The sequence below is a fragment of the Amycolatopsis sp. NPDC000009 genome (assembly GCF_055563465.1).
Window position 1 is genome coordinate 33,531 of record NZ_JBVHDI010000002.1, and the last position, 26,740, is coordinate 60,270.

General features: G+C 68.9%; 22 protein-coding genes and 1 pseudogene. 13 read left to right on the top strand and 10 right to left on the bottom strand.

Going from position 1 to position 26,740, the window contains the following annotated elements:
* Positions 1 to 28 precede the first annotated feature (28 nt).
* The 5 genes from ACZ3HL_RS06160 (at position 29) to ACZ3HL_RS06180 (ending at position 4,494) form a co-directional block, all read left to right on the top strand.
* Positions 29 to 1,198 (top strand): PrsW family intramembrane metalloprotease, encoded by a 1,170-nt coding sequence (locus tag ACZ3HL_RS06160; protein ID WP_465529186.1) that lies wholly within the window; start codon positions 29 to 31, stop codon positions 1,196 to 1,198.
* Between the two features lie 134 nt (positions 1,199 to 1,332).
* The gene (locus ACZ3HL_RS06165; protein ID WP_465529991.1) at positions 1,333 to 2,259 is read left to right on the top strand and encodes a Rossmann-like and DUF2520 domain-containing protein; all 927 of its coding nucleotides are present in this window, start codon (positions 1,333 to 1,335) and stop codon (positions 2,257 to 2,259) included.
* The gene (panC, locus tag ACZ3HL_RS06170; protein ID WP_465529188.1) at positions 2,256 to 3,164 is read left to right on the top strand and encodes a pantoate--beta-alanine ligase; all 909 of its coding nucleotides are present in this window, start codon (positions 2,256 to 2,258) and stop codon (positions 3,162 to 3,164) included. The genes ACZ3HL_RS06165 and panC overlap by 4 nt, the downstream gene beginning before the upstream one ends.
* Positions 3,165 to 3,176: 12 nt before the next feature.
* Entirely contained in the window at positions 3,177 to 3,671 is a 495-nt protein-coding gene (panD, locus tag ACZ3HL_RS06175; RefSeq protein ID WP_016337767.1) for an aspartate 1-decarboxylase, read from the top strand.
* Between the two features lie 4 nt (positions 3,672 to 3,675).
* Positions 3,676 to 4,494 (top strand): type III pantothenate kinase, encoded by an 819-nt coding sequence (locus tag ACZ3HL_RS06180; RefSeq protein ID WP_465410500.1) that lies wholly within the window; start codon positions 3,676 to 3,678, stop codon positions 4,492 to 4,494.
* 46 nt (positions 4,495 to 4,540) lie between these two features.
* Here the strand turns inward: ACZ3HL_RS06180 and ACZ3HL_RS06185 are convergent, their stop codons facing one another.
* Both ACZ3HL_RS06185 and ACZ3HL_RS06190 read right to left on the bottom strand, forming a co-directional pair.
* Complete coding sequence (locus tag ACZ3HL_RS06185) at positions 4,541 to 5,305, bottom strand: class I SAM-dependent methyltransferase (RefSeq protein WP_465529190.1); 765 nt, start codon at positions 5,303 to 5,305, stop codon at positions 4,541 to 4,543.
* Positions 5,302 to 6,075 (bottom strand): class I SAM-dependent methyltransferase, encoded by a 774-nt coding sequence (locus tag ACZ3HL_RS06190; RefSeq protein ID WP_465529192.1) that lies wholly within the window; start codon positions 6,073 to 6,075, stop codon positions 5,302 to 5,304. Before ACZ3HL_RS06190 ends, ACZ3HL_RS06185 begins: the two co-directional genes overlap by 4 nt.
* Before the next feature lie 96 nt (positions 6,076 to 6,171).
* Here ACZ3HL_RS06190 and lysS point away from each other — a divergent pair, with 96 nt between their 5' ends.
* Positions 6,172 to 7,683 (top strand): lysine--tRNA ligase, encoded by a 1,512-nt coding sequence (gene lysS, locus ACZ3HL_RS06195; protein ID WP_465410503.1) that lies wholly within the window; start codon positions 6,172 to 6,174, stop codon positions 7,681 to 7,683.
* Between the two features lie 153 nt (positions 7,684 to 7,836).
* Complete coding sequence (locus ACZ3HL_RS06200) at positions 7,837 to 8,190, top strand: histone-like nucleoid-structuring protein Lsr2 (RefSeq protein WP_005165380.1); 354 nt, start codon at positions 7,837 to 7,839, stop codon at positions 8,188 to 8,190.
* Between the two features lie 6 nt (positions 8,191 to 8,196).
* On the opposite strand, the gene ACZ3HL_RS06205 is transcribed toward ACZ3HL_RS06200, so the two are convergent.
* Complete coding sequence (locus tag ACZ3HL_RS06205; RefSeq protein WP_465529194.1) at positions 8,197 to 9,036, bottom strand: AraC family transcriptional regulator; 840 nt, start codon at positions 9,034 to 9,036, stop codon at positions 8,197 to 8,199.
* Positions 9,037 to 9,102: 66 nt separating this feature from the next.
* Between ACZ3HL_RS06205 and ACZ3HL_RS06210 the strand changes: the two genes are divergently transcribed.
* Positions 9,103 to 9,684: a TIGR03086 family metal-binding protein gene (locus ACZ3HL_RS06210; protein ID WP_465529196.1), complete on the top strand. Its 582-nt coding sequence runs from the start codon at positions 9,103 to 9,105 to the stop codon at positions 9,682 to 9,684.
* On the opposite strand, the gene ACZ3HL_RS06215 is transcribed toward ACZ3HL_RS06210, so the two are convergent.
* A complete protein-coding gene (locus ACZ3HL_RS06215) occupies positions 9,681 to 10,448 on the bottom strand; it encodes a (2Fe-2S)-binding protein (protein ID WP_465529993.1) in 768 nt (255 codons plus the stop codon). The two genes, ACZ3HL_RS06210 and ACZ3HL_RS06215, sit on opposite strands and share 4 nt — an antisense overlap.
* Positions 10,449 to 10,854: 406 nt before the next feature.
* Between ACZ3HL_RS06215 and ACZ3HL_RS06220 the strand changes: the two genes are divergently transcribed.
* Together ACZ3HL_RS06220 and ACZ3HL_RS06225 are read left to right on the top strand one after the other, a co-directional pair.
* Entirely contained in the window at positions 10,855 to 13,413 is a 2,559-nt protein-coding gene (locus tag ACZ3HL_RS06220) for an ATP-dependent Clp protease ATP-binding subunit (RefSeq protein WP_465410506.1), read from the top strand.
* Positions 13,414 to 13,788: 375 nt separating this feature from the next.
* Positions 13,789 to 15,549, top strand: coding sequence for an Hsp70 family protein (locus tag ACZ3HL_RS06225; protein WP_465529198.1), 1,761 nt, complete (start codon positions 13,789 to 13,791; stop codon positions 15,547 to 15,549).
* Here ACZ3HL_RS06225 and pcp read toward each other — a convergent pair whose 3' ends face one another.
* The gene (gene pcp, locus ACZ3HL_RS06230; RefSeq protein ID WP_340685372.1) at positions 15,550 to 16,185 is read right to left on the bottom strand and encodes a pyroglutamyl-peptidase I; all 636 of its coding nucleotides are present in this window, start codon (positions 16,183 to 16,185) and stop codon (positions 15,550 to 15,552) included. It abuts the gene before it with no gap.
* A 68-nt stretch (positions 16,186 to 16,253) separates the two neighbouring features.
* On the bottom strand, positions 16,254 to 17,675 hold the full coding sequence (locus tag ACZ3HL_RS06235) for a M1 family metallopeptidase (RefSeq protein WP_465529201.1): 1,422 nt from the start codon (positions 17,673 to 17,675) through the stop codon (positions 16,254 to 16,256).
* 196 nt (positions 17,676 to 17,871) lie between these two features.
* On the opposite strand from ACZ3HL_RS06235, the gene ACZ3HL_RS06240 reads away from it, so the two are divergent.
* Positions 17,872 to 21,057, top strand: coding sequence for a BTAD domain-containing putative transcriptional regulator (locus ACZ3HL_RS06240; RefSeq protein WP_465529203.1), 3,186 nt, complete (start codon positions 17,872 to 17,874; stop codon positions 21,055 to 21,057).
* 61 nt (positions 21,058 to 21,118) lie between these two features.
* Here the strand turns inward: ACZ3HL_RS06240 and ACZ3HL_RS06245 are convergent, their stop codons facing one another.
* Complete coding sequence (locus ACZ3HL_RS06245; protein ID WP_465410513.1) at positions 21,119 to 21,919, bottom strand: ABC transporter permease; 801 nt, start codon at positions 21,917 to 21,919, stop codon at positions 21,119 to 21,121.
* Positions 21,916 to 22,893 (bottom strand): ATP-binding cassette domain-containing protein, encoded by a 978-nt coding sequence (locus tag ACZ3HL_RS06250; RefSeq protein WP_465410515.1) that lies wholly within the window; start codon positions 22,891 to 22,893, stop codon positions 21,916 to 21,918. Before ACZ3HL_RS06250 ends, ACZ3HL_RS06245 begins: the two co-directional genes overlap by 4 nt.
* Positions 22,894 to 23,029: 136 nt before the next feature.
* Here ACZ3HL_RS06250 and ACZ3HL_RS06255 point away from each other — a divergent pair, with 136 nt between their 5' ends.
* The gene (locus ACZ3HL_RS06255) at positions 23,030 to 24,040 is read left to right on the top strand and encodes an endonuclease/exonuclease/phosphatase family protein (RefSeq protein ID WP_465529205.1); all 1,011 of its coding nucleotides are present in this window, start codon (positions 23,030 to 23,032) and stop codon (positions 24,038 to 24,040) included.
* Between the two features lie 52 nt (positions 24,041 to 24,092).
* Here ACZ3HL_RS06255 and ACZ3HL_RS06260 read toward each other — a convergent pair whose 3' ends face one another.
* Together ACZ3HL_RS06260 and ACZ3HL_RS06265 are read right to left on the bottom strand one after the other, a co-directional pair.
* Positions 24,093 to 24,908 carry an SIR2 family NAD-dependent protein deacylase gene (locus ACZ3HL_RS06260; protein ID WP_465529207.1) on the bottom strand — a complete coding sequence of 272 codons (816 nt, stop codon included), beginning with the start codon at positions 24,906 to 24,908 and terminating at the stop codon, positions 24,093 to 24,095.
* Positions 24,901 to 25,209, bottom strand: a complete 309-nt coding sequence (locus tag ACZ3HL_RS06265; RefSeq protein WP_192743939.1) for an antibiotic biosynthesis monooxygenase family protein — start codon at positions 25,207 to 25,209, stop codon at positions 24,901 to 24,903. The genes ACZ3HL_RS06260 and ACZ3HL_RS06265 overlap by 8 nt, the downstream gene beginning before the upstream one ends.
* Positions 25,210 to 25,249: 40 nt before the next feature.
* Here ACZ3HL_RS06265 and ACZ3HL_RS06270 point away from each other — a divergent pair.
* Positions 25,250 to 26,478 (top strand): annotated as a pseudogene (locus ACZ3HL_RS06270) (FAD-dependent monooxygenase).
* Positions 26,479 to 26,740: the final 262 nt, after the last annotated feature.

Here is a 26,740-nt window from a genome sequence, read left to right on the forward strand (position 1 = left end):
CCCCGTACCGACGGTAGGGTGACCCGCTGTGAGCGAGCCTTCCTCCCCGGCGCCCGGTCCCGACCGGATCCGCCGGTCTCGGTCGATCACCGTGCTGCTGCCGGTGCTCGGGCTGATCGCCGTCGCGCTGTGCGGGTTGTTCGTCTTCGGCACGGTGACCGAAAGGGTCGGCCCGCTCGCGGTGGGGATCGGTGTGCTCGCGGCGCTGGTCCCGGTCGCCGTGGTGGTCACCGCGTTCCTGTGGGTCGACCGCTGGGAACCGGAACCGCCGAAGCTCCTGCTGCTGTCCTTCGTCTGGGGCGCGTGCGTCGCGACGATCATCGCGCTGCTGCTCAACAGCGGTGCCGAGGCCGTCGGTGACCTGCTGCTCGGCACCGGCGTCGGCGGCAAGATCAGCGGGCTCGTCTCCGCGCCGCTGGTCGAGGAGGCCGCGAAGGCCGCTTTCATCCTTTTGCTGTGGTGGCGCCGTCCGATCGAATTCGACGGCGTCGTGGACGGCATCGTGTACGCCGGGTTCACCGCGGCGGGCTTCGCCTTCACCGAGAACATCTACTACTTCGGCCGCGCCTTCGCCGAGCACGGATTCGGCGACGGCACGAGCGCCGGTGTGCTCGCGGCGTTCTTCCTCCGCGGCGTGCTCTCGCCGTTCACCCATCCGCTGTTCGCCGTGATGACCGGGATCGGGCTCGGCGTCGCCGCGAGCAGCAAGGTGCGCTCGCTGCGGATCCTGGCGCCCATCGGCGGCTACGTCGTCGCGGTGCTGCTGCACGCACTGTGGAACGGTGCCGCGCTGCTCGGCGGCGCGAAGACCTTCCTGAACGTCTACTTCCTGATCATGGTGCCGTTGTTCATCGGGGTCTTCTCGGTGGTGGTCATGCAGCGGCGCCGCGAGCAGCGGATCGTCGCGGCCGCGCTGCCGATGATGGTCGACGCGCGCTGGATCGCCCCGTCCGAGGTCGCGCTGCTGGCCAGCCTCTCCGGACGGCGGTCGTGGCGGAAACAGGCGCGGAAGCAGTCGGGGCGGGAGGCGGCGAAGGCCGTCGGCCGTTACCAGGCCAGCGTGACCGAGCTCGCGTTCCTGCGGCGCGGCCGCAAGCTCACCGACGACGCGAAACAGCGGCAACGTGAGCTGCTCCAGGTGCTCAAGACGTCGCGGGCCGAGGCCGTGCGGCTGGCCGACGGCGCGCCGCGCGGGTGACCACTGTCAGGTGAAGCTGGTCACGGGGGCCGGTTCAGACCCACGCCGGAGGGTTACCCTCGCGCCGTCGTCTGGTACCCGCGACCGCAGAGCGGGACTGGAACGAGTTGAGGAGTTTCGACCATGAGCGTCCACTGGCGCGCGCCATGATGAGGCCCGCTCGCCTGGCCGTCGGCGTCGTTTCCGCGGGCCGGGTCGGCAGTGTCGTCGGCGCCGCGCTCACCAGGGCGGGGCACACGGTCGTCGCCGCTTCGGGCCTTTCCAACGCTTCGGTGCGCCGGGCGGAGCAACTGCTCCCCGACGTGCCCCTCCTGCCTCCCGACGAGGTCGCCCGCCGTGCCGACCTGGTCCTCTTGGCGCTTCCGGACGACGCGCTCGCCGGGATGGTGCGCGGTTTCGTCGCGACCGGATCCCTCCGGCCGGGGCAGATCGTCGTGCACACCTCCGGCGCGCACGGGATCGACGTCCTCGCGCCCGCCGCCGAGGCCGGGGCGCTGCCGCTGGCCTTGCACCCCGTGATGACCTTCACCGGCCGCGCCGAAGACCTCGAAAGGCTGGCCACCTGCAGCGTCGGCGTCACCGCGACAGAGGGTGACGAAGCGGCGTGGAACGTCGGCGAGGCGCTGACCGTGGAAATGGGCGCGGAGCCCGTCCGGGTCCCTGACGAGGCGCGAGCGCTCTATCACGCGGCGCTGGCACACGGCGCGAACCACCTGATGACACTGGTCGCCGACTGCGCGGAATTGTTGCGGGAGGCGGGAATCGCCCAGCCCGAACGCCTGGTGGCTCCGTTGTTGTCGGCGGCGTTGGATAATGTTCTCCGACACGGGGACCGGGCGCTGACCGGGCCGGTGGCCCGTGGTGATCTCGGCACCGTGCGTAAGCATCTCGCGGTGCTGGCCGAACGTGGCCCCGGCATCGCCCCGAGCTACCGCGCGCTGGCCAAGCGCACGCTGGCGCGCGGCGACGCCGCCGGGCTCCTGGACGCTTCGGCCGCCGCCGAGCTCACCGAACTCCTGAGTGATCCCGCAGATCCCGCCGAAGGGCAGCAAAACCAGTGACCACACCGAAATTCGCCCGAGGCACGCTGCACACCTTCCAGCCGCCCGAGCAGGTCAGCCAGGTGACGCGTGCCCTGCACGGCGTCGGCCGCAAGGTCGCGCTCGTGCCCACGATGGGCGCCCTGCACGCGGGGCACCGCGAGCTGATCCGCCGGGCGAAGCGGCTGCCGAACACCGTGGTCGCGACGTCGATCTTCGTGAACCCCCTGCAGTTCGGGGAGGGCGAGGACTTCGAGGCGTACCCGCGTCCGCTGGACAAGGACCTCGAGGTGCTGAAGGAGGACGGCGTCGAACTGGGCTTCCTGCCCAAGGCGTCGGATCTGTATCCCGAGGGGGCCACCGTCACGGTGCATCCCGGCGCGCTCGGCGACGAGCTGGAAGGCGCGGTGCGGCCGGGGCATTTCGCCGGCGTGCTGACCGTGGTGGCGAAACTGTTCAACATCGTGCGGCCGGACTACGCCTTCTTCGGGGAGAAGGACTACCAGCAGCTGGTGCTGATCAAGAAGATGGTGCGTGACCTGAACTTCGACACCCGCGTCATCGGGGTGCCGACGGTCCGGGAACGCGACGGGCTGGCGTTGTCCTCGCGCAACGTCTACCTGACCCCGGAACAGCGCGAGGACGCGATCGTGTTGTCGGCGGCACTCACCGCGGGTGCCTTCGTCGGACGCGACGGCGCGGAAGCCGTGCTGGCGACCGCCAGGCAGACCCTCGCCGCGCGTGCGGGAGTCGAGGTCGACTATCTGGAATTGAGGGGAACCGACCTCGGGCCCGCGCCCGTGGACGGTGAAGCGCGGTTGCTGATCGCGGCCAGGGTGGGGAGTACCCGGCTGATCGACAACGTCCCGGTGATGCTCGGCGCCGCCGTGGATCATCCGGAACAAGCGCTGGACGCAGGGGAATAGGGAGAGTCCACGATGTACCGCACGATGCTGAAATCGAAGATCCACCGGGCGACGGTCACCCAGGCCGATCTGCACTACGTCGGTTCGGTGACCGTCGACGAGGACCTGATGGACGCGGCGGATCTGCTGCCGGGCGAACAGGTGTCCATTGTGGACGTCACCAACGGCGCGCGGCTCGAGACCTACGTGATCGCGGGCGAACGCGGCAGCGGGGTGCTCGGCATCAACGGCGCCGCGGCGCACCTGGTGCACCCGGGTGATCTGGTGATCCTGATCTCGTACGCGCAGATGGAGAACGCCGAGGCCGCCGCGTTCCGGCCGCGGGTCGTCTTCGTCGACGCGGACAACCGGATCGTCGAGAAGGGCGCCAACCCCGGGCACGCGCCGGAGGGTTCCGGTCTGCTGAGCGGCACCGTGACGCTGGCCGACGACGACACGATGACCTTCCCGGTCGCCGAAACCGCCGACGCCCGCCGTCTCGACGCGCTGCTGCACGCCGAAAGCTGAGCCCTTGCTGCTCACGGTCGACGTCGGCAACACCAATATCGTGCTCGGCCTGTACTCCGGGCACGCTCGAGCTGATGGCTCCTCGGCGGGAAAGAGTACCTCGGAGCTGATCGGTGACTGGCGCATGCGCACCGACGCGCGCATGACCGCCGACGAGCTCGCGTTGACCATGCGCGGGCTCCTCGGTTCGCACGCGGACGCGATCACCGGGATCAGCGCGCTGTCCACGGTTCCCGCCGTGCTGCGGGAGTTGCGCGTCATGCTTTCGCGGTACTACGCCAAAGTGCCGAAGATCGTCGTCGAGCCGGGGGTGCGCACCGGTGTGCCGCTCCTGGTCGACAACCCCAAGGAGGTGGGCGCGGACAGGCTGGTGAACACCCTCGCCGCGCACCATCTGCACCCGGACACCGCCTGTGTGGTGGTGGATTTCGGGACTTCGACCAATGTGGACGCCATCTCCGCGAAAGGCGAGTTCCTCGGCGGCGCGTTCGCGCCCGGTATCGAGATCTCGGTCGACGCGCTGGCCGCGCGGGCCGCGGCGCTGCGCAAGGTGGAGCTGGTGCCGCCGCGGTCGGTGATCGGGAAGAACACCGTCGAATGCCTGCAATCCGGCATCCTCTACGGTTTCGCCGGCCAGGTCGACGGCCTGGTGAAGCGGATCAAGCGCGAGCTTTCGCCCGGCGGGACGGAGCCGGTCGCGGTGATCGCGACGGGTGGCCTCGCGCCCCTGGTGCTCGACGAGTCCGAGACGATCACCGAGCACGCGCCGGATCTGACGCTCCTTGGCCTCCGGCTGGTCTACGAGCGCAACCACCGCGTTTAGTCCTCTGAATGCGGTCCTTGCGTGTGCAACGACCGCATTCAGAGGACTAAATGCGGCGGGAAGCGACGATCAGCACCCGCCGCGTCATGAGGTCTTGGTTCCGCAGCGTCTGTTCGAGGCTCGCCCGCAGCTGAGCCGGATCCTGCCCCGATTCCGCGGCGAGTTCCGCCACCCTCTCGAGCGAGAGCTCCACGGTCCGCCGTTGCCGTGCCCGCCAGTCCGGCGTCTCTTCGTAGGAGAGGACGTCGAAGCCGGCGGCCTCCAGCAGCGGCCGGTGGTCGGCCACCTGGGGCGGCCGGTTCACCGGCTGCCCGTCGAAATCCCAGGTCGTGACGAGCAGACGTCCGCCCGGTACGAGGATCCGCGCGAACTCCGCGCAGGCACGCCGCTTGTCGGGCGCGAACAGCAGCGCGTCGACGCTCATCACCGCCTCGAACGACGCGTCGTCCAGGCCGGTCTCCTGGAAATCGCCGAGACGGAACTCGGTCGCTTCCACGTCCATCGCCTCGGCGCGACGCCGTGCCGACGCCAGCGCCGTCTCCGCGATGTCGATGCCGGTGAGCGTCGCATAGGTGCGCGCGGCGACCCACAGCCCGGGACCGCCGCGCCCGCAGCCGATGTCGGCCAGCCGCCCACCCGGCTCCAGGCGCGCTTCGGCCGCGATGCGGCGCAGGTCGGTCCGGGTCACGAAGCTGTAGGTGTCCAGCTCGGCGGGGTACTCGTCGCCGTACACCTCGGCCCAGATCCGCGCGGACACCGCCGACGCCGGAGCGCCGAACGTCGCGGTGAACGCCGACTTCCAGTCGGTCATCGCTTACCCGCCCGGAAGACGGTGGTGGTGATCGGCAGGTCGAATTCCCCCGAAGCGGTTTCCGGATTCCGGTCGAGGAATTCCCGTGCCGTGCGAAGTTTGGCTTCGCGTTCCTCCGCCGGGGCCACCAGCATGTGCGAATGGGTGGCGAGAGTCGCCACCAGGGTCTCGGCGGTCCTCGGCTGTTTGTGGCCGAACGTCTTCTTCTCGAACGGCTCGAAGGCCTCGTGTCCCGGCAACGATTCGTAGTCGCTCAGCCAGCGCCTGCTCGCCGACGTCTTGATCAAGGCGTTCAACTCGGCCAGCCAGCCGGACGACTCGTCGTCGTGGTTCCACAGCGCGGCGACGACGCCTCCCGGTTTCAGCACCCTGGCCATCTCCGGATAGGCCCGGTCGAGGTCGAACCAGTGGACGGCCTGGCCGACGACCACGGCGTCCACGGAGCCGTCGGGCAGCGGGATCTCCTCGGCCGTCCCGATGAGCGGGGTCACGGAGGGGAGTGCCTTCTTCAGTTCCGCGAGCATCTTCCCGTCCGGCTCCACCGCGGTGACCTCGACACCGAGCGCGAGCAGCCCTTCGCTGACCTTGCCGGTCCCGGCCGCGAGGTCCAGTACCCGTTCCGGCGCGTGCCGGGCGCCTGCCAGCCCCCAGGCCAGTGCCTTTTCCGGATAATCGGGCCGATGCGCGGCATAGTCGGCGGCCTTCGCGCCGAAGGAAGCGGCGCGACGCGCGTGCAGTTCGGGTTCGATGCCGGGAGTCGATGAGTTCACGCGCTCAAGGTTAATGGACAGAAAACCGGCCGGTCCGGAGCCGGAAAAGGTAATCCGGTTGGCGTAGGGAAGCGGCGGGTTCGTACGCTGTGCGCCATGACTGAAATCCCCGCATCTGAGGGCGTGAGCCCCGACGAAGACCTGCCGGAACAGATGCGGGTGCGCCGGGACAAGCGCGACCGGATAATCGCGGAGGGTATCGATCCGTATCCGGTCGAGGTGCCCCGGACGCACTCGCTGGCCGAAGTGCGCGCGAAGCATTCCGGCCTTCCTGCCGACACCGCCACCGGCGACATCGTCGGTATCACCGGCCGGGTCATGTACATGCGCAATACCGGCAAACTGTGTTTCGCGAGTCTCCGCGAAGGCGACGGCACCGAGTTGCAGGCGATGCTCAGCCTCGCGAAGGTGGGCGAAGACGCGCTCGCGGCGTGGAAGTCGGATGTCGATCTCGGTGATCACGTATTCGTCTCCGGCGAGGTCATCACCTCGAAGCGCGGTGAGCTTTCCGTGATGGCCACCTCATGGCGGATCACGTCGAAAGCATTGCGCCCGTTGCCCGTGGCGCACAAAGATCTCGCCGAGGAAACGCGGATCCGGCAGCGTTATGTCGATCTGATCGTGCGTCCCAAGGCGCGGGACGTGGTCCGCACCCGTGCCGGTGTGCTGCGTTCCCTGCGTGACTCGTTTCACGGCCGGGGATTCCTCGAGGTCGAGACCCCGATGCTCCAAACGCTGCACGGCGGCGCGGCGGCCCGCCCATTCGTCACGCATTCGAATGCCTTCGACCTCGACCTCTACTTGAGGATCGCGCCGGAGCTGTACCTCAAGCGTTGTGTGGTCGGCGGTATCGAGAAGGTCTTCGAGATCAACCGGAACTTCCGGAACGAGGGCAGCGACTCGTCGCACTCGCCCGAGTTCGCCATGCTCGAGTACTACGAAGCGTATGCGACCTATGACTCCAACGCGGTGATGACGCGTCAGCTCGTCCAGGAGGCGGCGCAGAACGTTCTCGGTACTCAGGTGGTCACTCTGGCCGACGGTTCGGAGTACGACCTGTCCGGCGAGTGGACCACACTCGGAATGTACGAGTCGTTGTCCGAGGCGTTGTCGGAAGAGGTCACTCCCGAGACATCGGCGGACAAGCTGCGTTCCTATGCCGAAGCGCGAGAGCTGGAGCTCGACCCAAAGTTAGGCCACGGCAAACTCGTCGAAGAACTTTGGGAACACCTCGTCGGCGATCATCTCCACGAACCTACTTTTGTCCGTGATTTTCCGGTCGAGACATCCCCGCTGACCAGGCAACATCGCAGCAAGCCGGGGATCGCCGAGAAGTGGGATCTGTACGTGCGCGGATTCGAACTGGCCACCGGATACTCCGAGCTGGTCGATCCCGTCGTGGAGCGGCAGCGGCTGGTGGAACAGGCCCGGCTGGGCGCGCAGGGCGATAGTGAGGCCATGAACCTGGATGAGGATTTCCTCCGTGCGCTGGAGTACGGAATGCCGCCGAGCGGGGGTGTCGGAATGGGGATCGACCGGTTGCTGATGGCGCTGACCGGCCTTGGTATCCGGGAGACCATCCTGTTCCCGCTCGTCCGGCCGGAATAACCCGTCCGCGTGACAGAGATACCTCGATCGTTCTCGTAAACAAGATTTGCGTTATGTCTCGGTAGCGGGTATTAATGTCGCTAGACAAAGTCTTCTGTCCGGGGCATGCCCCGTACCAGATCATTCGTGTAAGTCCCCAGCAGGAGGAAACAGATGGCACAGAAGGTGCTCGTCTCGCTCGTCGACGACCTCGACGGCACTGAGGCGGAAGAGACCGTCGAGTTCGGTTTGGACGGTGTGAGCTACCAGATCGACCTTTCCGCGGAAAACGCGGAAGAGCTTCGTGACGCGCTGGCCCAGTATGTGGAGCACGCCCGTCGCGCGGGTGGCCGTAAGCGCACCGCCATTCGTCCGGTCGCCGGCGTGAAGGCCGCCGCCCGTCCCGCGACCGTGGACCGCGAGCAGAACCAGGCCATTCGCGCCTGGGCCCGCAAGAACGGCTTCCAGGTTTCCGACCGTGGACGTATCCCGTCCGAGGTCGTGGAGGCCTACCACAAGAAGAACTGAGGTCTTTCAGACCTGACGGCCGCCGGGAATCCGTTCCCGGCGGCTTTCTTGTTCTTGTACACGGTTCAAGCGGGCGTACTCGGTGGGCGCCCATCCGGTCACGGAGCGGAAATCCCGGATGAAGTGCGCTTGGTCGCTATAGCCCAGCACCGTCGCCAGTTCCGCGTAGTCCGGCCGTTCCTCGGCGGCGATCCGTGCCGCCGCTTCGTTCAAGCGGTATACCTGAATCGCCCATTTGGGGGCGGTGCCGACATGTTCGGCGAACAGGCGTTGCAGGCTTCGGTGAGACAGGCCCGTCCGGCTTGACAGCTCGCCGACTCTGGTAATGGCCGGATCGGCCGCGATTGTTTCCACCGCTTCGACGGCCGTCCTGGCCGCGGCGGTCAGCACCGGATCTCCTCCGAGGAGCAGTTCCTCGCAGCGGCGGACCATTTCGAAGTCGTCCGTCGCATTCCGTACCGATTCCGTCACTGGCCCGGCGCCGGGGAAGAGATCGGTGAGCGGAACGGAACCGCCGGAGATCATCGAGACCGGACCGGTGAGGAATGCCCGGAAAGCCCCCGGCCGGAATCGCACGCCGATACCGTGGTCCGTGCCCGCGACGGTGTAGCGGAAAGGCCGTTTCCCGGGGCCGAACGCGCCCGCCGCGTCGCGGAAGAACGTGACGTTCACCGCGAGATTGGGCAGGACCACCTGTTCCTGGGGTGGACGGCCGCTCAGCTCCCAGCGCAGCACCCAGTGATGGTCGACGAACGGGCGCAGCTCCGGCGCGGGCGGATGCCGGACGAGGCTGAACTTCGCCTCCCGCGCGTTGACGATCCCCGCCGGGATCCGGTGCCCGCTCACCGGATCAACCTAACCCTGTCGCGTTTCTTCAAGACAGCGCGCCGGGTTCCGTGAACTCATGCCCTCATGTCCGAACACGCTGCCCTGATCGCCCCCGCCGCCGCGGAATTCACCGGAATCCTCCGCGGGATCGGCGAAGCCGACCTCTCCGCACGCACCCCGTGCGCCGAATACGACGTCCGCGCGTTGCTGAACCACCTTCTCTACTGGGGCCCCTGGCTCGAAGCCGCCGGACGCAAGGCGGCGCCGCCCGAGGTGTCCTCCGGCGAGGCCGAGGCGGACCTCGTCGGCGACGGATGGCTCGACGGCATCGAGAAGCAGACCGCGCGGCTCGTGGACGTCTTCGGGGCGCCGGAGGCGTGGCAGGGGCAGACCACCTTCGGCGGCAACCCGATGCCCGCGTCGATGGCGGGATACATGGTGCTGGACGAGTTCGTCTTCCACGGCTGGGACCTCGCCAGGGCGACCGGCGCGGAGTTCTCCGTCCTCCCCGAAGTCGCCGACGCCGTGTACGCCATCGCGCTGGAGATCGGCGATCAGGCGCGCGCCATGAAGGTGTACGGCGAAGAAGTGGCCGTCGCGGACGACGCGACGACGTTCGAGCGCGCCCTGGGCGCGACGGGGCGCAATCCCGGCTGGACGCCTTAACGAACTCTCGGGCAGCCGCCGCATTCCGATTCCGCGGGCAACAGATAGTTGTAACAGCAGCCTTCGCGGTTTCGCGTCCATTCGCGGCGTCCGTCGGCTCCCGTGGCCAGCGTCAGCTTCGACGGCGATGTCAGCGGCGGGAACCGGGCTTCGAGGACCAGGGCGGCGTCCGCGACGCCGGCGCCTTCGGACTCCGGTGTCCCGCCCATCCGCCCCGCCGACCACAGCGCGTTGTCGAGCGCGTCCGTGGCGGCCGCCCACAACTGCCGTCGTCCGAGCCTCGTCAGCGGCCCGTAGACGTCGATGAACCGGCTCGCGTGGGCGACGAACCTGCCCCGCAGCACCGTCGCCAGCGCCCGCTCGTCCGGGACGACGACGGCCCTCGGATGCGCCGAGCCCGGGTCGGTCGGGAGACAGTGGAAACCGCGGAGGTCCGGGTCGAGGACGGCGACGGAGTCGGGATGGGGCCGGTCGGCGCCGATCCGGAACGCCAGCGCGGACGGCGCCAGCGACGGGACACGTCGTGCGTGATGGAGCAGCATCGCGCCGGCGAGGGCCGGGACGTGCAGGTACCAGGACAGGATCCAGCTCGCCGGGGTCCGCTCGGGGATCTTGGCCGCCTCCGGGTACGTCTCGGTCAGCCAGGCGGTGAGGCGCTCCCTCCACCGCACGAGCCGGGCCGGCTCGCCGAGCAGGTCGCCGCAGCGGACCCAGCCCGGCTCTCCGTCCGGCACGTCTCCGCGGAGCCCGGCGTCCTCCGGCATCCTGGAGAGGGATGCCCGGAGCCCGTCCGGCGGGGACGCGAGAGCGTAGTGTCGTGACACACCGGCCTCCCGTCATTAGGTACGCCTTACCTTACATACGGTCCGTGACTACTCCGGACGGGTGTCCATCCACTGGGCAGACCCGTGTTCGCGCTCAGCGGACAACCCTCGTCCGGCGGAATCCGAGGGCGCCTTCGCACGTTGGGCTTGACGTAAAGGTGCAGGGCAACCGGAAGATGAAAGAGCGCACGGCCGGAGAACGGCCGGGGCGCGAACGGGCCGCAATCAGCCGTAGTGGTACGCCAGCGCGACCGCATGGCTACTAGAGTGGTCTCACGGTGCTGAATCCATCGCGGTGAAAGCACGATGGAAACGGGCCGCCGTCGCAGCAGTCGAGGGAGTGCACATGTTTGAGAGGTTCACCGACCGCGCGAGGCGGGTGGTCGTCCTGGCCCAAGAAGAAGCCAGGATGCTCAACCACAACTACATCGGCACCGAGCACATCCTCCTGGGTCTGATCCACGAGGGTGAAGGTGTCGCCGCCAAGGCGCTGGAATCGCTGGGCATCGCGCTGGAGGGCGTCCGCCAGCAGGTCGAGGAGATCATCGGCCAGGGGCAGCAGGCCCCGAGCGGGCACATCCCCTTCACCCCGCGGGCCAAGAAGGTGCTTGAGCTGTCCCTGCGCGAAGCGCTGCAGCTCGGCCACAACTACATCGGCACCGAGCACATCCTGCTCGGGCTGATCCGCGAGGGAGAAGGCGTCGCCGCACAGGTGCTCGTCAAGCTCGGCGCGGACCTCAACCGGGTGCGTCAGCAGGTCCTGCAGCTGCTGTCGGGCTACCAGGGTGGCAAGGAGTCGACCGAGACGGGCTCCGGACGCGGTGAAGGCACCCCATCGTCGTCGCTGGTGCTCGACCAGTTCGGCCGCAACCTGACCGTCCAGGCCCGCGAAGGCAAGCTCGACCCGGTCATCGGCCGGGGCAAAGAGATCGAGCGGGTCATGCAGGTGCTGTCGCGGCGCACCAAGAACAACCCGGTCCTGATCGGTGAGCCCGGCGTCGGCAAGACCGCCGTCGTCGAGGGGCTCGCGCAGAACATCGTCAAGGGCGAGGTGCCCGAGACGCTGAAGGACAAGCAGCTCTACACCCTCGACCTCGGCTCCCTGGTCGCCGGTTCCCGGTACCGCGGTGACTTCGAAGAGCGTCTCAAGAAGGTGCTCAAGGAGATCAAGACCCGCGGCGACATCATCCTGTTCATCGACGAGCTGCACACGCTCGTCGGCGCGGGTGCCGCCGAGGGCGCGATCGACGCCGCGTCGATCCTGAAGCCGATGCTGGCCCGTGGTGAGCTGCAGACGATCGGTGCGACCACGCTCGAGGAGTACCGCAAGTACATCGAGAAGGACGCCGCGCTGGAGCGCCGCTTCCAGCCGATCCAGGTCGGCGAGCCGTCGCTCGAGCACACGATCGAGATCCTCAAGGGTCTCCGTGACCGGTACGAGGCGCACCACCGCGTCTCGATCACCGACGGCGCGCTGGTGCAGGCGGCGACCCTCGCGGACCGCTACATCAACGACCGCTTCCTCCCGGACAAGGCGATCGACCTGATCGACGAGGCCGGCGCCCGGATGCGCATCCGCCGCATGACCGCGCCGCCGGACCTGCGCGAGTTCGACGAGAAGATCGCCGACGTGCGCAGGGACAAGGAGTCCGCGATAGACGCGCAGGACTTCGAGCGCGCCGCCCGCCTCCGTGACGAGGAGAAGACCCTCCTCGGCCAGAAGGGCGAGCGGGAGAAGCAGTGGAAGGACGGCGACCTCGACGTCGTCGCCGAGGTCGACGAGGAGCAGATCGCCGAGGTCCTCGCCAACTGGACCGGTATCCCGGTGTTCAAGCTCACCGAGGAGGAGACCACGCGTCTGCTCCGCATGGAGGACGAGCTGCACAAGCGGATCATCGGCCAGGAGGACGCGGTCAAGGCCGTCTCCCAGGCGATCCGCCGCACCCGCGCCGGCCTGAAGGACCCGAAGCGCCCCTCCGGCTCGTTCATCTTCGCCGGCCCGTCCGGTGTCGGTAAGACCGAGCTGTCCAAGGCGCTCGCGGCGTTCCTGTTCGGCGAGGACGACGCGCTCATCCAGATCGACATGGGCGAGTTCCACGACCGCTACACCGCTTCGCGGCTTTTCGGTGCCCCTCCGGGCTACGTCGGCTACGAAGAGGGCGGCCAGCTGACCGAGAAGGTCCGGCGCAAGCCGTTCTCGGTGGTGCTGTTCGACGAGATCGAGAAGGCCCACCAGGAGATCTACAACACGCTCCTGCAGGTCCTCGAAGACGGCCGTCTCACCGACGGTCAGGGTCGTACGGTCGACTTCAAGAACACCGTGCTCATCTTCACCTCGAACCTGGGTACCTCGGACATCTCGAAGTCCGTCTCGCTCGGGTTCTCGTCCGGCGGCGACACCGCCAACCGGTACGAGAAGATGAAGCAAAAGGTCAACGAGGAAATGAAGAAGCATTTCCGGCCCGAGTTCCTGAACCGGATCGACGACATCATCGTCTTCCACCAGCTGACCAAGGACCAGATCATCCAGATGGTCGATCTGATGATCGCCCGGGTCGAGACGCAGCTCAAGGCCAAGGACATGGAGCTCGAGCTCACGGCCAAGGCCAAGTCGCTGCTCGCCAAGCGCGGCTTCGACCCGGTGCTGGGCGCGCGGCCGCTGCGTCGCACGATCCAGCGCGAGATCGAGGACCAGCTGTCGGAGAAGATCCTGTTCGGCGAGGTCCAGCCCGGCCAGATCATCCTGGTCGACGTCGAAGGCTGGAACGACGAAGAGGGCGAGAAGGACGACAAGGCGCACTTCGTCTTCCGTGGCGAAGCCCGGCCCTCGTCGGTCCCGGACGCCCCGCCGGTGAGCATCGGTGCCGGCTCGACCGAAGAGAACGGTGAAACCGAGGGCGAGTAAGTCCCTTTCGGTTCCGGAAGTGCCCGTCGCGGGTTCGCCGCGGCGGGCACTTTCGCGTTCGCTGCCGTGTTGTCCGTCTGATCACGTGAGTTCGCCTCCCAATCACGCGAGTTACGCGTTCAATCACGTGAGTTCGCCTTTCCCGCACAGGGGCCCTGTGTGCGTGGATGGCGAACTCGCGTGATCAGACGGACGACACGCGTGATTGGGCGGACGACACGCGTGATCAGACGGACGACTCGCGTGATCGGGGCCGTAACTCGCGTTATTGGGGCCGTAACTCGCGTGATCGGACGCGGAACTCGCGTGATCGGACGCGGAACTCGCGTGATCGGGGGGCGTGAGACGATGCCCTCGGGTCCGGGAGGGGGTCAGGTGGACGTTCTGGCGATCGATTTCGGTACCTCCAGCACGGTGGGGGTGCTGTCGATCCACGGCAGGGGGACGCAGGTCGTCGAGATCGACGGGTCGGTGACGATGTCGTCCGCGATCTACGCCGACAAGGACGGCACGGTTTTCGTCGGTCGTGACGCCGAACGCCGGGCCCGGCTGGATCCGAGCCGGTTCGAGGCGAATCCGAAGCGGCGCATCGACGAGGGCGCGCTCCAGCTCGGTGACGTCTCGCTCCCCATCGCCGACGCCTTCGCCGCGGTCCTGCGCCGGGTCGGCGAAGAGGCCGAGCTCATACTCCAGCGTCCGCCCGCCCAGGTGCGCATCTCGCATCCCGCAGGCTGGGGCCCGGATCGCAAGCAGATCCTCCGCGACGCCGCCCTCAAGGCCGGTTTCGGGACGACGATGCTCATTCCCGAGCCGGTCGCCGCCGCCGCGCATTACGCCTCGCTCAACAACGGTCACCGGCCGCCCGGTCCGATCGCGGTGTACGACCTCGGGGCGGGCACCTTCGACTGCGCGGTGGTCGGTGTCAGCGCGCAGGGGTTCGCCGTGCTGGCCGAGGACGGGCTGCCCGACCTCGGCAGTCTCGACATCGACCAGGCGCTCCTGGTGCATATCGGCCGCGAGGTTTCGCATTCCGAACCCGCGCGCTGGCAACGGATCCTGCGTCCGCAGTCGGTCAGCGACCGCCGGACGCGCCGGTCGTTGCTGCAGGACGTCCGTGACGCCAAGGAAAGCCTGTCCCGCCACCAGCAGACCGAGATCCCGATGCCGGAGCCGTTCGGCGACGTGCGGGTGACGCGGATGGAGCTCGAGGCGCTCGTCCGGCCGAGTTTCCTGCGCAGCGCCGAGCTTCTGGCCACCACGATCCGCCGCGCCGGGCTTTCCCCGGACCGCCTCGGTGGCGTCTACCTCGTCGGCGGGCCGAGCCGGATGCCGTTGCTGGCGAGTCTGCTGGCGAATCAGCTCAGGATCGCACCGACGACGCAGGACCAGCCGGAGACGGCGGTCGCGTTCGGGCTGCATCACGTGCCCGCCGGTGGCGAGGACTCCCAGCTGACCGTGCCCGCCTTCGCGCCGGTCGCGCCGCCGGTGCGGCAGCAGCCTGTGCAACAACAACCGCCGCGCCGTCCGCAGCCGCCGCGCTGGACGCCGCCACCACCACCGCCGGGGCGGAATTGGCAGAAGCCCACGACCTACGGCGTCATCGTGCTCGCTCTCGCGGCGATCGTGACGACGATCGTCCTGCTCAGCGGCGGCGAAGACGAGCCGGTCGCCGCGCCCACCCCGGCGAAACCGGTGAGCTGCGATCAGCCCGGGCCGAAGGACGCGCAGGGGTTCACGGACTGTCTCCGCCGGATCGCCGCCGTCATCCCGCAGCGGGACGAGTGCCGGGACGCGCCGGACGCGGCCGCCACGGTGGGCGCGGCGTCCGCGGTCACCTGCGTGTTCAAGGACGACAAGGGGTCGAACGCGATCAACTACTACCAGGGCGTCGCGATGACCGGCCTGGAGGACGGCGTCCGGCAGCGCATGACCAAGGGCAAGCCCGCGGAGGGCACCTGGGCGGCCGACGGTCTTCGGGGGCGCTACTTGGCGGGCGTGGGGCAGCGAAGGGGCATCGTGCTCTTCGGGACCGAGGACGCGCCGTTGAGCGCGATGCTCGTCTCGACCCGCAGCGACGGCTCCGCGCGGACGACCGCGGAGATGGTCGAGTTCTTCACCGCGCAGCTCAAGCCTTGATCAGTGCAGGGTGCCCGCCGGTGTCGAGAGATCCTCGGTCACCGAAAGCGAGGTCTCCACGATGATCTCCAGCGCTTCGGCGGCGCGGTGCACGGCCAGGCTCGGCGCGGTCGTCCGCGCGGCCTGCTCCGGCGTGTACGGCACGTGCACGAAACCGCCGCGCACCCCGGGAAAGTCGTTGTCCAGCAAGTGCATCAGCCCGTAGAAGACCTGGTTGCACACGTACGTCCCGGCGGTGTGGGAGACCGACGCCGGAAGCCCCGCGTCCTTGATCCCCGTGACACACGCCTTCACCGGCAGCGTGGTGAAGTACGCGTTCGGCCCGCCGGGGATCACCGGGACGTCGACGGGCTGCGAGCCCGCGTTGTCCGGGATGCGGGCGTCGATCAGGTTGATCGCGACCCGTTCCGGGGTGACGTCGGGGCGGCCGCCCGCCTGGCCGACGCAGATCACCAGTTCCGGCCGGTATTCGTCGATCGCGTCGCGCAAGGTGACCAGCGAACGCGAGAACACGCACGGCAATTCGACGGCGACGGTGTCGTGCCGACGGCCGGTGAGCAGGGAAACCGCCTGCCACGACGGGTTCACCCGCTCACCGCCGAACGGTTCGAAACCGGTGAGGAGCACTGACGTCATGCCCTCACCCTAACGTGTGACGCCGGTCCGGCTGGTTCTCGTGAGTGGCTAGGACGGTTCTAACCGTCCTAGCCACTCACGACCGGCTTGAGGTCCCCCGGGTAGAGGTACTCGGGCGCCGGTTTGGTGTTGCCGTAGAACCACGCGTCGAAGAAGCCCCGCAGGTCCTTGTGCGCGACGCGTTCGGCGAACTTCTGGAACTCCGGCAGGCTCGCGTTGCCGTCGCGATGGATGGCGGGCCACGTCTTCAGGATGCGGTCGAACGGCGCCGCGCCGATGTAGTTCTTCAGCGCGTGCAGTGCCACCGGGCCCTTCGAGTACACGTAGGTGAACTCGTTGCCGGGCCCCATGTCGTACAGCTTCCCGGCCCAGAACCGGTCCGTCGCCTTCTGCACGGCGGTCAGGTAACGCGCCTTGAGATCCTGGCCCGACTTGGCCTCCGACCACAGCCATTCCGCGTACGAGGCGAAGCATTCGTTGAGACAGACGTCCTTCCACTTGTCGACGGCGACCGAGTCGCCCCACCACTGGTGAGCGTTCTCGTGCACGATCGTTCCGACGTTGCCCGCCGCCCCCGAGTAGATCGGCCTGCTCAGCGTTTCCAGCGAGAACCCGATCGGCTCGGCGAGGAAGATGCCGCCCGCCGCGTCCACCGGGTAGCGCCCGAACTTCGACGCCAGGAAGTCGATGATCTCCGGCAGCCGCGCCTCGGCCTGTTTGGTCGACGCGGGGGTGCCGGGGGCGTAGGCGTTGACGACCGGGGTGCCGTCGGACAGCTTCGTCCGCTCGAACTCCCATTTGTCGATCGCGACCGTCGTCATGTACGGCACGGCAGGGGTCTCTTCGGCCCAGACGTACGTGGTGTTCTTCCCCGAAGCGAACTTCCCGCGCTCGCGGCCGTTCGAGATGACGCCCCATTCCGAGGGCACGGTGACGGCGAGGTGGAACGTCGCCTTGTCGCGCGGGGTGTCGTTGACCGGGTACCAGGTGGTCGCGGATTTCGGCTCGCCCGCGACGAACGCGCCGCCGGATTTCGCGTACTGCCAGCCGTTCTCGCCCAGCGCCGGATCCTCGATCGGCTGCGGGACGCCGTGGTATGCGACCTCGGTGGTGAACCGCTCGTGGTTCCGCAGCGAACGGGCCGGGGTGATCACGAGTTCGTGGTCGCCGGTCCTGGTGAAGGACGCCTTCCGCCCGTTCACCTTGACCGAGTCGACGGTGAGCCCGCGCAGGTCGAGGTTGAACGAGCTCAGCGCCTGGGTGGTCCGGCCGTCGATCGTCTGGAGGCCGGTGAGCTGCCTGGTGGCGGGCTCGTAGCCGATCTTCAGGTTGTAGCCGGCGACGTCGTAGCCGCCGTTGCCGTCCTGCGGGTAGTAGCTGTCGCCCGCGCCGTCGGCGCCGGGTTTCCCGGTGCCGGCGAGGGCGGTCCCGCCGCCGAGGACACTCGCGGCCAGAACGGCGGCGATGACGGCCGTACTCCGGTACCTCATTCACGCTCCCAGTCGATCGGCTGTGACTCGGTCACGAACGTAGCGCCGTGACCTCGGCGGTCCGCCCGGAAAGATCCTTCGTGCCCGGATAATCCCCACTTCCGTCGCCTGAGCGGAGTCCGGAGTTTGACAGCGCGTTCCGATGAACACAGCCTGACCGGGGTAAGCGTTTGCGGCTTCTGGAAAGCTGGGGGTCGTGCGTGTGACGCTGCTGGGCCCGGTCGGAGCGGAGGCCGGCGACGGCACCCCGGTCGACATCGGCGGTGCCCGCCTCCGCATGCTCTTGGCCAGGCTCGCGCTGGATCCCGGCCGCGCCGTCCCTGCCGCGGCCCTCGTCGACGGTCTCTGGGGCGCGGAGCCGCCCGCCGACGCGGCGAACGCGCTGCAGTCCCTGGTCTCGCGGTTGCGCAAGGTGCTGCGTGCCGACGACGTCACGCTCGACTCCGGGCCGGGTGGTTACCGCCTGGACATCGCTCGCGAGGACGTCGACGTCTGCCGCTTCGAGCGCCTGGCCGCGGAGGGCCGAGCGGAACTGGCAGCGGGCCGGGACGCCGGAGCGGCCGCGATCCTCGCCGATGCGCTCGGCCTCTGGCGAGGTCAAGCCCTGTCCGACGTGCTCGACGCCCCTTTCGCGCAGGCACCGGCGACCCGGCTGGAGGACCTGCGCCTCGAAGCCACCGAAGACCGTTTCGAGGCGGAGATCCGGCTGGGCGGGCACGACCGGGTACTCGCGGATCTCAAGGAGACGGCGGCGCGGCACCCGCTGCGTGAACGGCTCGCCGGACTGTGGATGCGGGCGTTGTGCGCGGCGGACCGGCAGTCCGACGCCCTCGCCGTCTACGAGGAGGTCCGGGCGGCGCTGGCCGATCAGCTCGGCGTCGACCCGTCGGCCGAACTCCGGGAGGTCCATCTCGCCGCGTTGCGTGGTGAGCTCGGCCCACCGCCCGCGGCCGCCGATCATCTCCCGGTCCGGCTCACCAGTTTCGTCGGCCGTGACGACGAGTTGAAGCTGGTCGCCGAGCTTCTCGCGGGCGCGCGGCTGGTGACGCTCGTCGGGCCCGGTGGCGCCGGGAAGACGCGGCTGGCCACGGAGGTCGCGACACGGCATCCGGCGCACGCGCGCGGACGCGTCTGGTTCGTGCCGCTCGCCGGTGTCCGCGATCCAGGCGACCTGTCCGGCGCGGTCTTCGCGGCGCTGGAGCTGTGGGATCTCGGCCTGTCGCACGCCGGCGATCCGATGCGCCGCCCGGCGGACGCGCTGGTCAGGGTCGTGGAGACGCTCGGCGCCGGTGAATCGGTGCTGGTGCTGGACAACTGCGAGCATCTGGTCGACGCGGCGGCGGAGCTGACGAACACCCTGCTGCGGCGCGTGCCGACGTTGCGCGTCCTCGCGACGAGCCGGGAGGCGCTGGCCATCGACGGCGAGACGCTGTGCCCGCTCGGCCCGCTGTCGGTCCCGGAAGGCATGCCGACCGTTTCCCAGGCCGCCGAGGCGGGCGCGATCCGACTGTTCGTCGACCGGGCGGTGGCCGTGCGCCCGGACTTCCGGCTCGACGAGTCCACTGTGGACGATGTCGCGCAGATCTGCCGCAGGCTGGACGGGATGCCGCTGGCGCTGGAGCTGGCCGCGGCGCGGCTGCGGTCGATGACCGTCGCGCAGATCTCGCAACGCCTCGACGACCGGTTCCGCCTGCTGACCTCCGGCAGCCGGACGGCGCTGCCGAGGCAGCGCACGCTGCGTGCCGTCGTCGAGTGGAGCTGGGACCTGCTCGACGACGCCGAACGCGTGCTCGCCAGGCGGCTTTCGGTGTTCGGGGCCGGTGCCGAGGTCGAAGCGGTCGAAAGCGTCTGCGCTGACGACGGCCTGCCCGCCGAGGACATCCTGTACGTCCTCGGCTCGCTCGTCGAGAAGTCCATTGTGGACGCGATCGCCGGGGAGCACGGCGAGCCGCGTTACCGCATGCTGGAGACCATCCGGGCCTACGCGGCGGAACGGCTCGACGAGGCCGAAGAGCGAGAACAGCTGACGAAGGCCTATCACCGCTACTACGCCCAGCTCGCCGAGCGGCTGGAGCCGATGCTGCGGACGGCGGATCAGCTCATCGCCATCTCGCGCTACGACGCGGAGCACGGCAACATCGTGACCGCGCTCCGCCAGGCCATCGACGCCGGCGACGTGGACATGGCGACGCATCTGTTCGGCAGCACCTTCTGGTACTGGCTGATCAAGGGCGACAGCGACCGGGTCGAATCCTTCGTCGCCGAAGTGCTCGCTTTCGGTGACCGGCTGGACGAGGACTTCGCGGCCGCTTTCCAGGCGATGCGCGAGATCACCACGATGGTGCCCGGCGTCGGCGACCGCGAAGCCGTGCGGGTCCTGATCGACGAATGCGTGCGGACGGACGCGTACACGCGGTTCGCCGGGCTGGCCATCGGCCTGCCGATGCTGGCCTTCTTCAGCCAGGACAAGGCACTCGCGCACCGTGAGGTGGAGCGGGCGTTGTCGAGCGCGGACCCGTGGGCGAGGTCGGCGGGGGCGTGGGCACAGAGTTTCATCCTCGTCGACGACGGTGACCCCGACGGCGCCGAACAGGCCAGGGACCGGGCCTACGAAGGATTTCTGGCCGTGGGCGACCGGTGGGGCACGGCGATGGCGCTGGGGATGAAGGCGAGCGACATCTCGATGTCCGGCGATCACGAAGCCGCGCTCGCGCTGTACCGCCGGGGGCTCGCCCTCGCCATCGAACTGGGGTCGCAGGACGACCTGGTCCAGCAGCGATGGAGGCTCGCGACGGAGTACGCGCGGGCGGGCGATCTGGACACGGCGATGCGCGAGATGTTCGAGGCCGAGCGCTACGCGAGCGAAATGGGCAACGCCCAGCTGGCGGTGATGGTGCTGGTGGGCAAGGCCGATCTGCTCTGCCGCGCCGGACGCGTGGACGAGGCGCGCGAGGTCGCCATCCGATTCCGGGAGAAGATGACCTCGGTCGCGGCGCCGGGCACGTTCGGCGAGGAGTTCGGCGGATACATCGACACCGAGATCGGGCTGGCCGCCGGGGATCTGGCCGCGGCCGAACGCGGGGCCGCGGCCGTCGCGAAGTCCACCGCGGAGCGCGGCGACATCGCCGACCTCGGGCGGATCGTCGAGGTCGGCGGCCTGATCCGGTTCCGGCAGGGACGACCCGAGACCGCCGTCCGGCTGCTCGGCGCGGCGAAACTCCTGCGCGGCAGGCTGGACCTCGGTGAACCCGGTATCCGGCAGCTGATCGACGATCTTCGCGAGCATTTCGGCGAGGAGCGCTACGAAGAGCTGCTCGTGCAGGACGCCGGGCTCGCCCGCACCGAGCTGCTGTCCTGGATCCTGCGGGAATTGGCTCCGTGAAGAAGGGCCCCTCGCCCGGCAGAGGCGAGGAGCCCTTCACGCGCGTTCCCCCTGACCCCCGTCAGACGCGCTTCCGGTAAGCCCAAGTGGCGAGCGGGAAGAAGACCGCGATCGCGGCCGCCATCCAGATCAGCGCCCCGGTCAGCGGACCGGCGACCGGTCCGCCGTTCATCAGCCCGCGCAGGACGTCGGACATCTGCGTCACCGGGCTGATGTCGGCCCACGCCTTCAGCCAGCCGGGCATGGTGCCGGTCGGGACGAAGACGTTGCTGCCGAAGGTCAGCGGCATCAGCACCACGAACATCAGGCCCTGTACCGCACCGGGGCTCTTCACCAGCATCCCGACGAAGACCGAGGCCCAGCAGAACGACAGCGCGAACGCGATGACGAGCACGATCGCGAGCGCGAACTCGGCCGGACCGGTCTGGACGCGATAACCCATGATCGTCGCGACGACCATCAGCACGACCAGGCACACCAGGTACCGCACGATATCGGCCAGTACGGCGCCGATCAGCGGCGCGGACCTGGCGATCGGCATCGCGCGGAACCGGTCGAACACGCCCTTGGTGACGTCGGTGTTCAGCTGGACGCCGACGGTCATGCTGGCCTGCAGGATGTTGAACACCATGATGCCGGGCACGATCATCTGGAGGTAGCCCTCGGTGCTGCCCATGATCGCGCCACCGAACAGGTAGACGAACATGACCAGGAAGATGATCGGCGCGATGGTGACGTCGGCCAGCTGCTCCGGATTCTTGCGGATTTTCAAGATGCCGCGCCAGGCAAGGGAAAGCCCGTGCCGCACGCCGCTCGACGGTGAAACGTGCCGTGGTGGTGCGGGCATCGCGATGGTCGTCATACCAGGCTCCCTTCCGGAGTGACGTCCTTTGTGGACTCGTCGGTCTTCTTGCCGGTCAGCGCGAGGAACACCTCGTCGAGGCTGGGCAGCCGCAGCGCCAGCTCGTCCGCGGTGATCCCGGCCTCGTCCAGCTTGCGGACCAAAGTGGACAGCAGGACCGGGTCGGCGACGGGCGCGGTGAGCAGCCCGGTGTCGTCGTCCCGGTGCGGCCGGGCCCCGGTGAGCCCGGCCAGGATGCGCTCGACGGCGTCGAGGTCGGCGAGCGCGGACGGCCGGACCTGCAGCGTCTGGCCGCCGGTCCGCCGCTTGAGCTCGTCGGCCCGCCCGTTCGCCACGACGTGCCCGTGGTCGAACACGGTGATCGTGTCGGCCAGCTGGTCGGCCTCCTCCAGGTACTGCGTGGTGAGCAGCACCGTCGTGCCGTCCGCGACCAGCGTGCGGACCACGGCCCAGACCTCGTTGCGGGCGTGCGGGTCGAGCCCGGTGGTCGGCTCGTCCAGGTACAGCACCTTGGGGCGGCCGACCAGGCTCGCGGCGAGGTCGAGCCGCCGCCGCATCCCGCCCGAGTAGGTCTTGATCGCGCGGCCGGCGGCGTCGGTCAGTTCGAACCGCTCCAGCAGATCGGCCGCGCGCTTCTTCGCGTCCGCCCTCGAGAACTCCAGGAGCCTGCCGATCAGGACGAGGTTCTCCGTACCGGAAAGGTCCTCGTCGACCGACGCGTACTGCCCGGTCAGCCCGATCATGCTCCGGACCGCCATCGGGTTCTTGACGACGTCGTAGCCGAAGACGCTCGCGTGGCCGCGGTCCGGCCGGATCAAGGTGGCCAGGATCCGGACGGCGGTCGTCTTCCCCGCGCCGTTCGGCCCCAGCACCCCGACCACCTTGCCCGCCGGGACCTCCAGATCGACCCCGTCGAGCGCCTTCGTCTCCCCATAGTGTTTGACCAGGCCCTCGGCCCTGATCGCGTGACTCATCGTTTCCTCCTGTGGATCTCGCCCCGCTGACCAAGGTGCACCCCCGGCCTGGCAGACCGCGCACAGCGCGCTGGCAGCGGCTGACAGGACCTGATAAGCGCTGGTAGACGCGGTGTGAGGAGGTTGTGGAGGTGTTGTGGAGACGGCCGCCACCACGCGCTTGATCGGCATACTCGACGGCATGGTGATCGAAGAACGCGTGGCGCGCCACGGCGCCGGGCGGAAGCTGGTCAGCGGGCTGCTCATCGGGGCGGTCGTGCCGTTCGCGGTGCTGACGGCGTTGCGGCTGGTGGGCTACGACGGCAACACGTACACGATCGCGGCGCTCGCGCTCACGCCCTACGCCGGGATCGCGACGCTGGTGCTGGGTGTCCTCGCGCTGGGGCTCCGTCGCTGGTGGACGGCGGCCGTCGCGCTGGTGCTGACCTGCACGATCGCGTCTCTGGTGCTGCCACGGGCGTTCGCGAACGAGCAGAAGGCGCTCGACGGGAAGCACGTGCGCGTGCTGGCGTCGAACATGCTGGGCGGGCAGGCGGATCCGGACCGGATCGTCGGCTACGTGAAGGAGCACCGGGTCGACGTCCTGAGCCTGACCGAGATGACGCCCGGCGCGATCACCGGCCTCGAACGGGCCGGGTTGTTCCAGGTCCTGCCCTACCACGTGCTGCACCCGGCCGCGTGGGCGTCGGGCTCCGGGCTGGTGTCGAGGTATCCGCTGACGCCGCTGAAGCTGAGCGGCGATTCGGACTACAAGCAGCCCAGCGCGAGCGTGGACCTCGGCGACGGCGTCCGGATCGAGGTCGTCGCGGTCCACCCGGCGGCGCCGATGTGGGACCGGCACGTGTGGGTCGACGAGGCGAAGGACCTGCCGTACGCCGACGCCGAGCACGACATCCGGATCCTGGCGGGGGACTTCAACGCGAGCCTCGACCACGCGCTTTTCCGCGAGCTGCTGACCAGGGGTTACGTGGACGCGGCCGATCAGCTGGGGAAGGCGCTGGAGGGGACCTGGACGAACGGGCTGGTGCCGCCGGTGGCGATCGACCACGTGCTCGCGGACAAGCGGACGGCCATCGCGGACTTCAAGGTGCTGGAGACGCCCGGCAGCGACCACGACGCGGTCTACGCGGAAATCGTCCTGCCCTGAGACGACGTCGCGTCTCGTGAGTGGTAAGGACGGTTCTAACCGTCCTTACCACTCACGAGCCGAGCAGGGCGTCCAGTGCCTTGAGGGTTTCGAGGCCGTTGGCCGCCAGAGAAACACCGCGGCCGTGCCGGACCTGTGGCTCGCGCGGGTTGATCCGGACCAGGGCGCCGGTCGCGGCGCTGGCCAGCTCCGAGTACCGCCGCACCGTCGGCACGGCCTGCCCGGCGCCGAGCTCCACCACCACGAGGTCGCGATGCTCGCGGCGCCACGCGTTCAGCTCGTCGAGCTGGGCTTGACTGCGCTGCCCGAGCCAGTCGTAGTCGCCGAACATCAGGATGTTGGGCCGGGCGAGGCCACCGCAGCGCGGGCAGGACGGCAGCGGCTCGAGCGCGCGCATGCTGTCTTCGTCGATCGGGACCGCGACGTCGTCCGCTGGCCAGATCTCCTTGGTGCACCTGTCGAGGCACTGCAGATGGTGGATGGACCCGTGCGCCTCGGCGACCCCCGGGTAGCCCGCCTTCTGGAACTGTCCGTCCACATTGGACGTGAACGCGCGCGTGCCGCCCGGTTTGCGCGCTCCCCAGGACAGCAGGAGCCCGAAGCCGTCGTGCGGGACGGTGGCGCGGTACAGCGCGAGCCGGTGCCCGTAGAAACCCCAAGCCAGCCCGGGGTCTTCGGCGAAATGCCGCGGGTCGGCGAGCTCGACGAAGCTGATGCCCAGCCGCTCGTACGGCGGATACGCCTTCCAGAAACCTTCGTCCCCCCGGAAATCGGGCAGGCCGGAGTCGACGCCCATCCCGGCGCCGGCACAGACGAGCAGCGCGCCGGCGCCGTCGATCAGTTCCGCGGCTCGTTCGAGCTCACTCACCCGGCTTCGAAGCCTGGACGACCTCGAATTCCAGCAGGTTCGCACCGGTGGAAACCGGCTTCGCGCGCTCGCCCGCGTGCGCCTCACGCGCCGGGCCGGACGCCCACGCCTGGTACGCCTCTTCGGACTCCCACTTGGTGTAGACGAAGTAGCGCGTCTCGCCGGAGACCGGGCGGAGCAGCTCGAAGCCGAGGAAGCCGGGCTGATTGTCGACGGCGTGCAGCCGCGCGGCGAACCGCTTCTCCAGCTCGGGGCCTGCGCCTTCGGGGACCTCGATCGCGTTGATCTTCACGACAGCCATGCCGCCAGCCTACGACGAAACTCTTTTGCGCCGCGATGTGATGCGTGGGACCTTCCCAAGGGTGGCTGACACCAAGATCCTCATTTCCGGGGCGAGCGTCGCCGGGCCGGCGCTGGCCTTCTGGCTCGCCCGGTACGGCTTCCGGGTGACCGTCGTGGAGCGCGCGCCTTCGCTGCGCCCCGGCGGCCAGGCCGTCGACCTGCGCGGAACGGCCAAGGAGGTCGCGCGGCGGATGGGCCTGGACGAACGTATCCGCGCCGCCTGCACGGACACGAAGGGCGAGACGCTCGTCGACCGGAAGAACCGCACGAAGGCCACGATCCGCGCCGACGACTTCGACGGTGACGGCGTCGTCGCCGAGATCGAAATCCTGCGCGGCGACCTGACCGACGTCCTCTACGAAGCGACCAAAGACACGACGGAGTACGTCTTCGGCGACCGGATCACGGCGCTGGACGAACGGGCCGACGGTGTCGACGTCACCTTCGCCGGCGGTGCGCGGCGGACGTACGACCTGGTCATCGGGGCGGACGGGCTGCATTCGGGGGTGCGGGCGCTGGCCTTCGGCGGGAGTCCCGGTTCGTCCGGCATCTGGGCTCGTACCTGGCGTTCTTCACCGTGCCGAACCGGATGGGCCTGCGGAACTGGGCCGTCGGCTACGACGACGTCGGCCGGTCCGCCGGGATCCGCGCCGTCCGCGACGGCGACGAGGCGATGGCCTACTTCGGGTTCGCCGCGGAGAAGGTGGACTACGACTATCGCGACGTCGAGGCGCAGAAGGCGCTGGTGCGCGAGTTCGCGGCCGGGATGGAGTGGGAGGCGCCCTGGCTGCTGGACCGGATGGACGAGGCCCCCGACTTCTACTTCGACTCGTGCGCCCAGGTGGTCATGGAGTCCTGGTCGCGCGGTCGCGTCGGGCTGCTGGGTGACGCGGCTTTCTGCCCCTCGCCGCTGTCCGGGCAGGGCACGAGCCTGGCGTTCGTCGGCGCGTACGTCCTCGCCGGGGAACTCGCCGCCGGTCTCGACACCGGGCTCAAGCGCTACGAGGCCGTCATGCGCGAATTCGTCGAGAAGACGCAGGAGATGGGGCGGGAGAACGCCGAGTCGATCTTCGCGAAGTCGCGGACCGCGCTGCGGACGCGCTACCTGATGATGCGGGTGATGCGGCTGAAGCCGTTCGCCGCGCTGGCTTCGCGGAAGATGCGGGACGTGGTGAACGGCATCGACCTGCCGGACTACCCCGATGCCCGACCGCATTCAGTCCTCTGAATGCGAGCGTCCCCGACCGCATTCAGAGGACTAAATGCGGTCGGGGCGTGAGGGGTTTGGCAAACGGGGCGGTCGCGGTGGGCTGAAGGCTCCTTTCGCCGGGTCTGATGCGGCGAAGGGAGCTTTCGGCGCTGGCCGGTACGCGCCGCGGCCTCGGTCCGCCGGGAAGGGTTGCGAAAGCCACTTTCGCAACCTTGAGCGTTGCGAAAGTGGCTTTCGCAACGCGCCCACGCGCCGGGGCATGGGGAGTCGCCCGCATTAA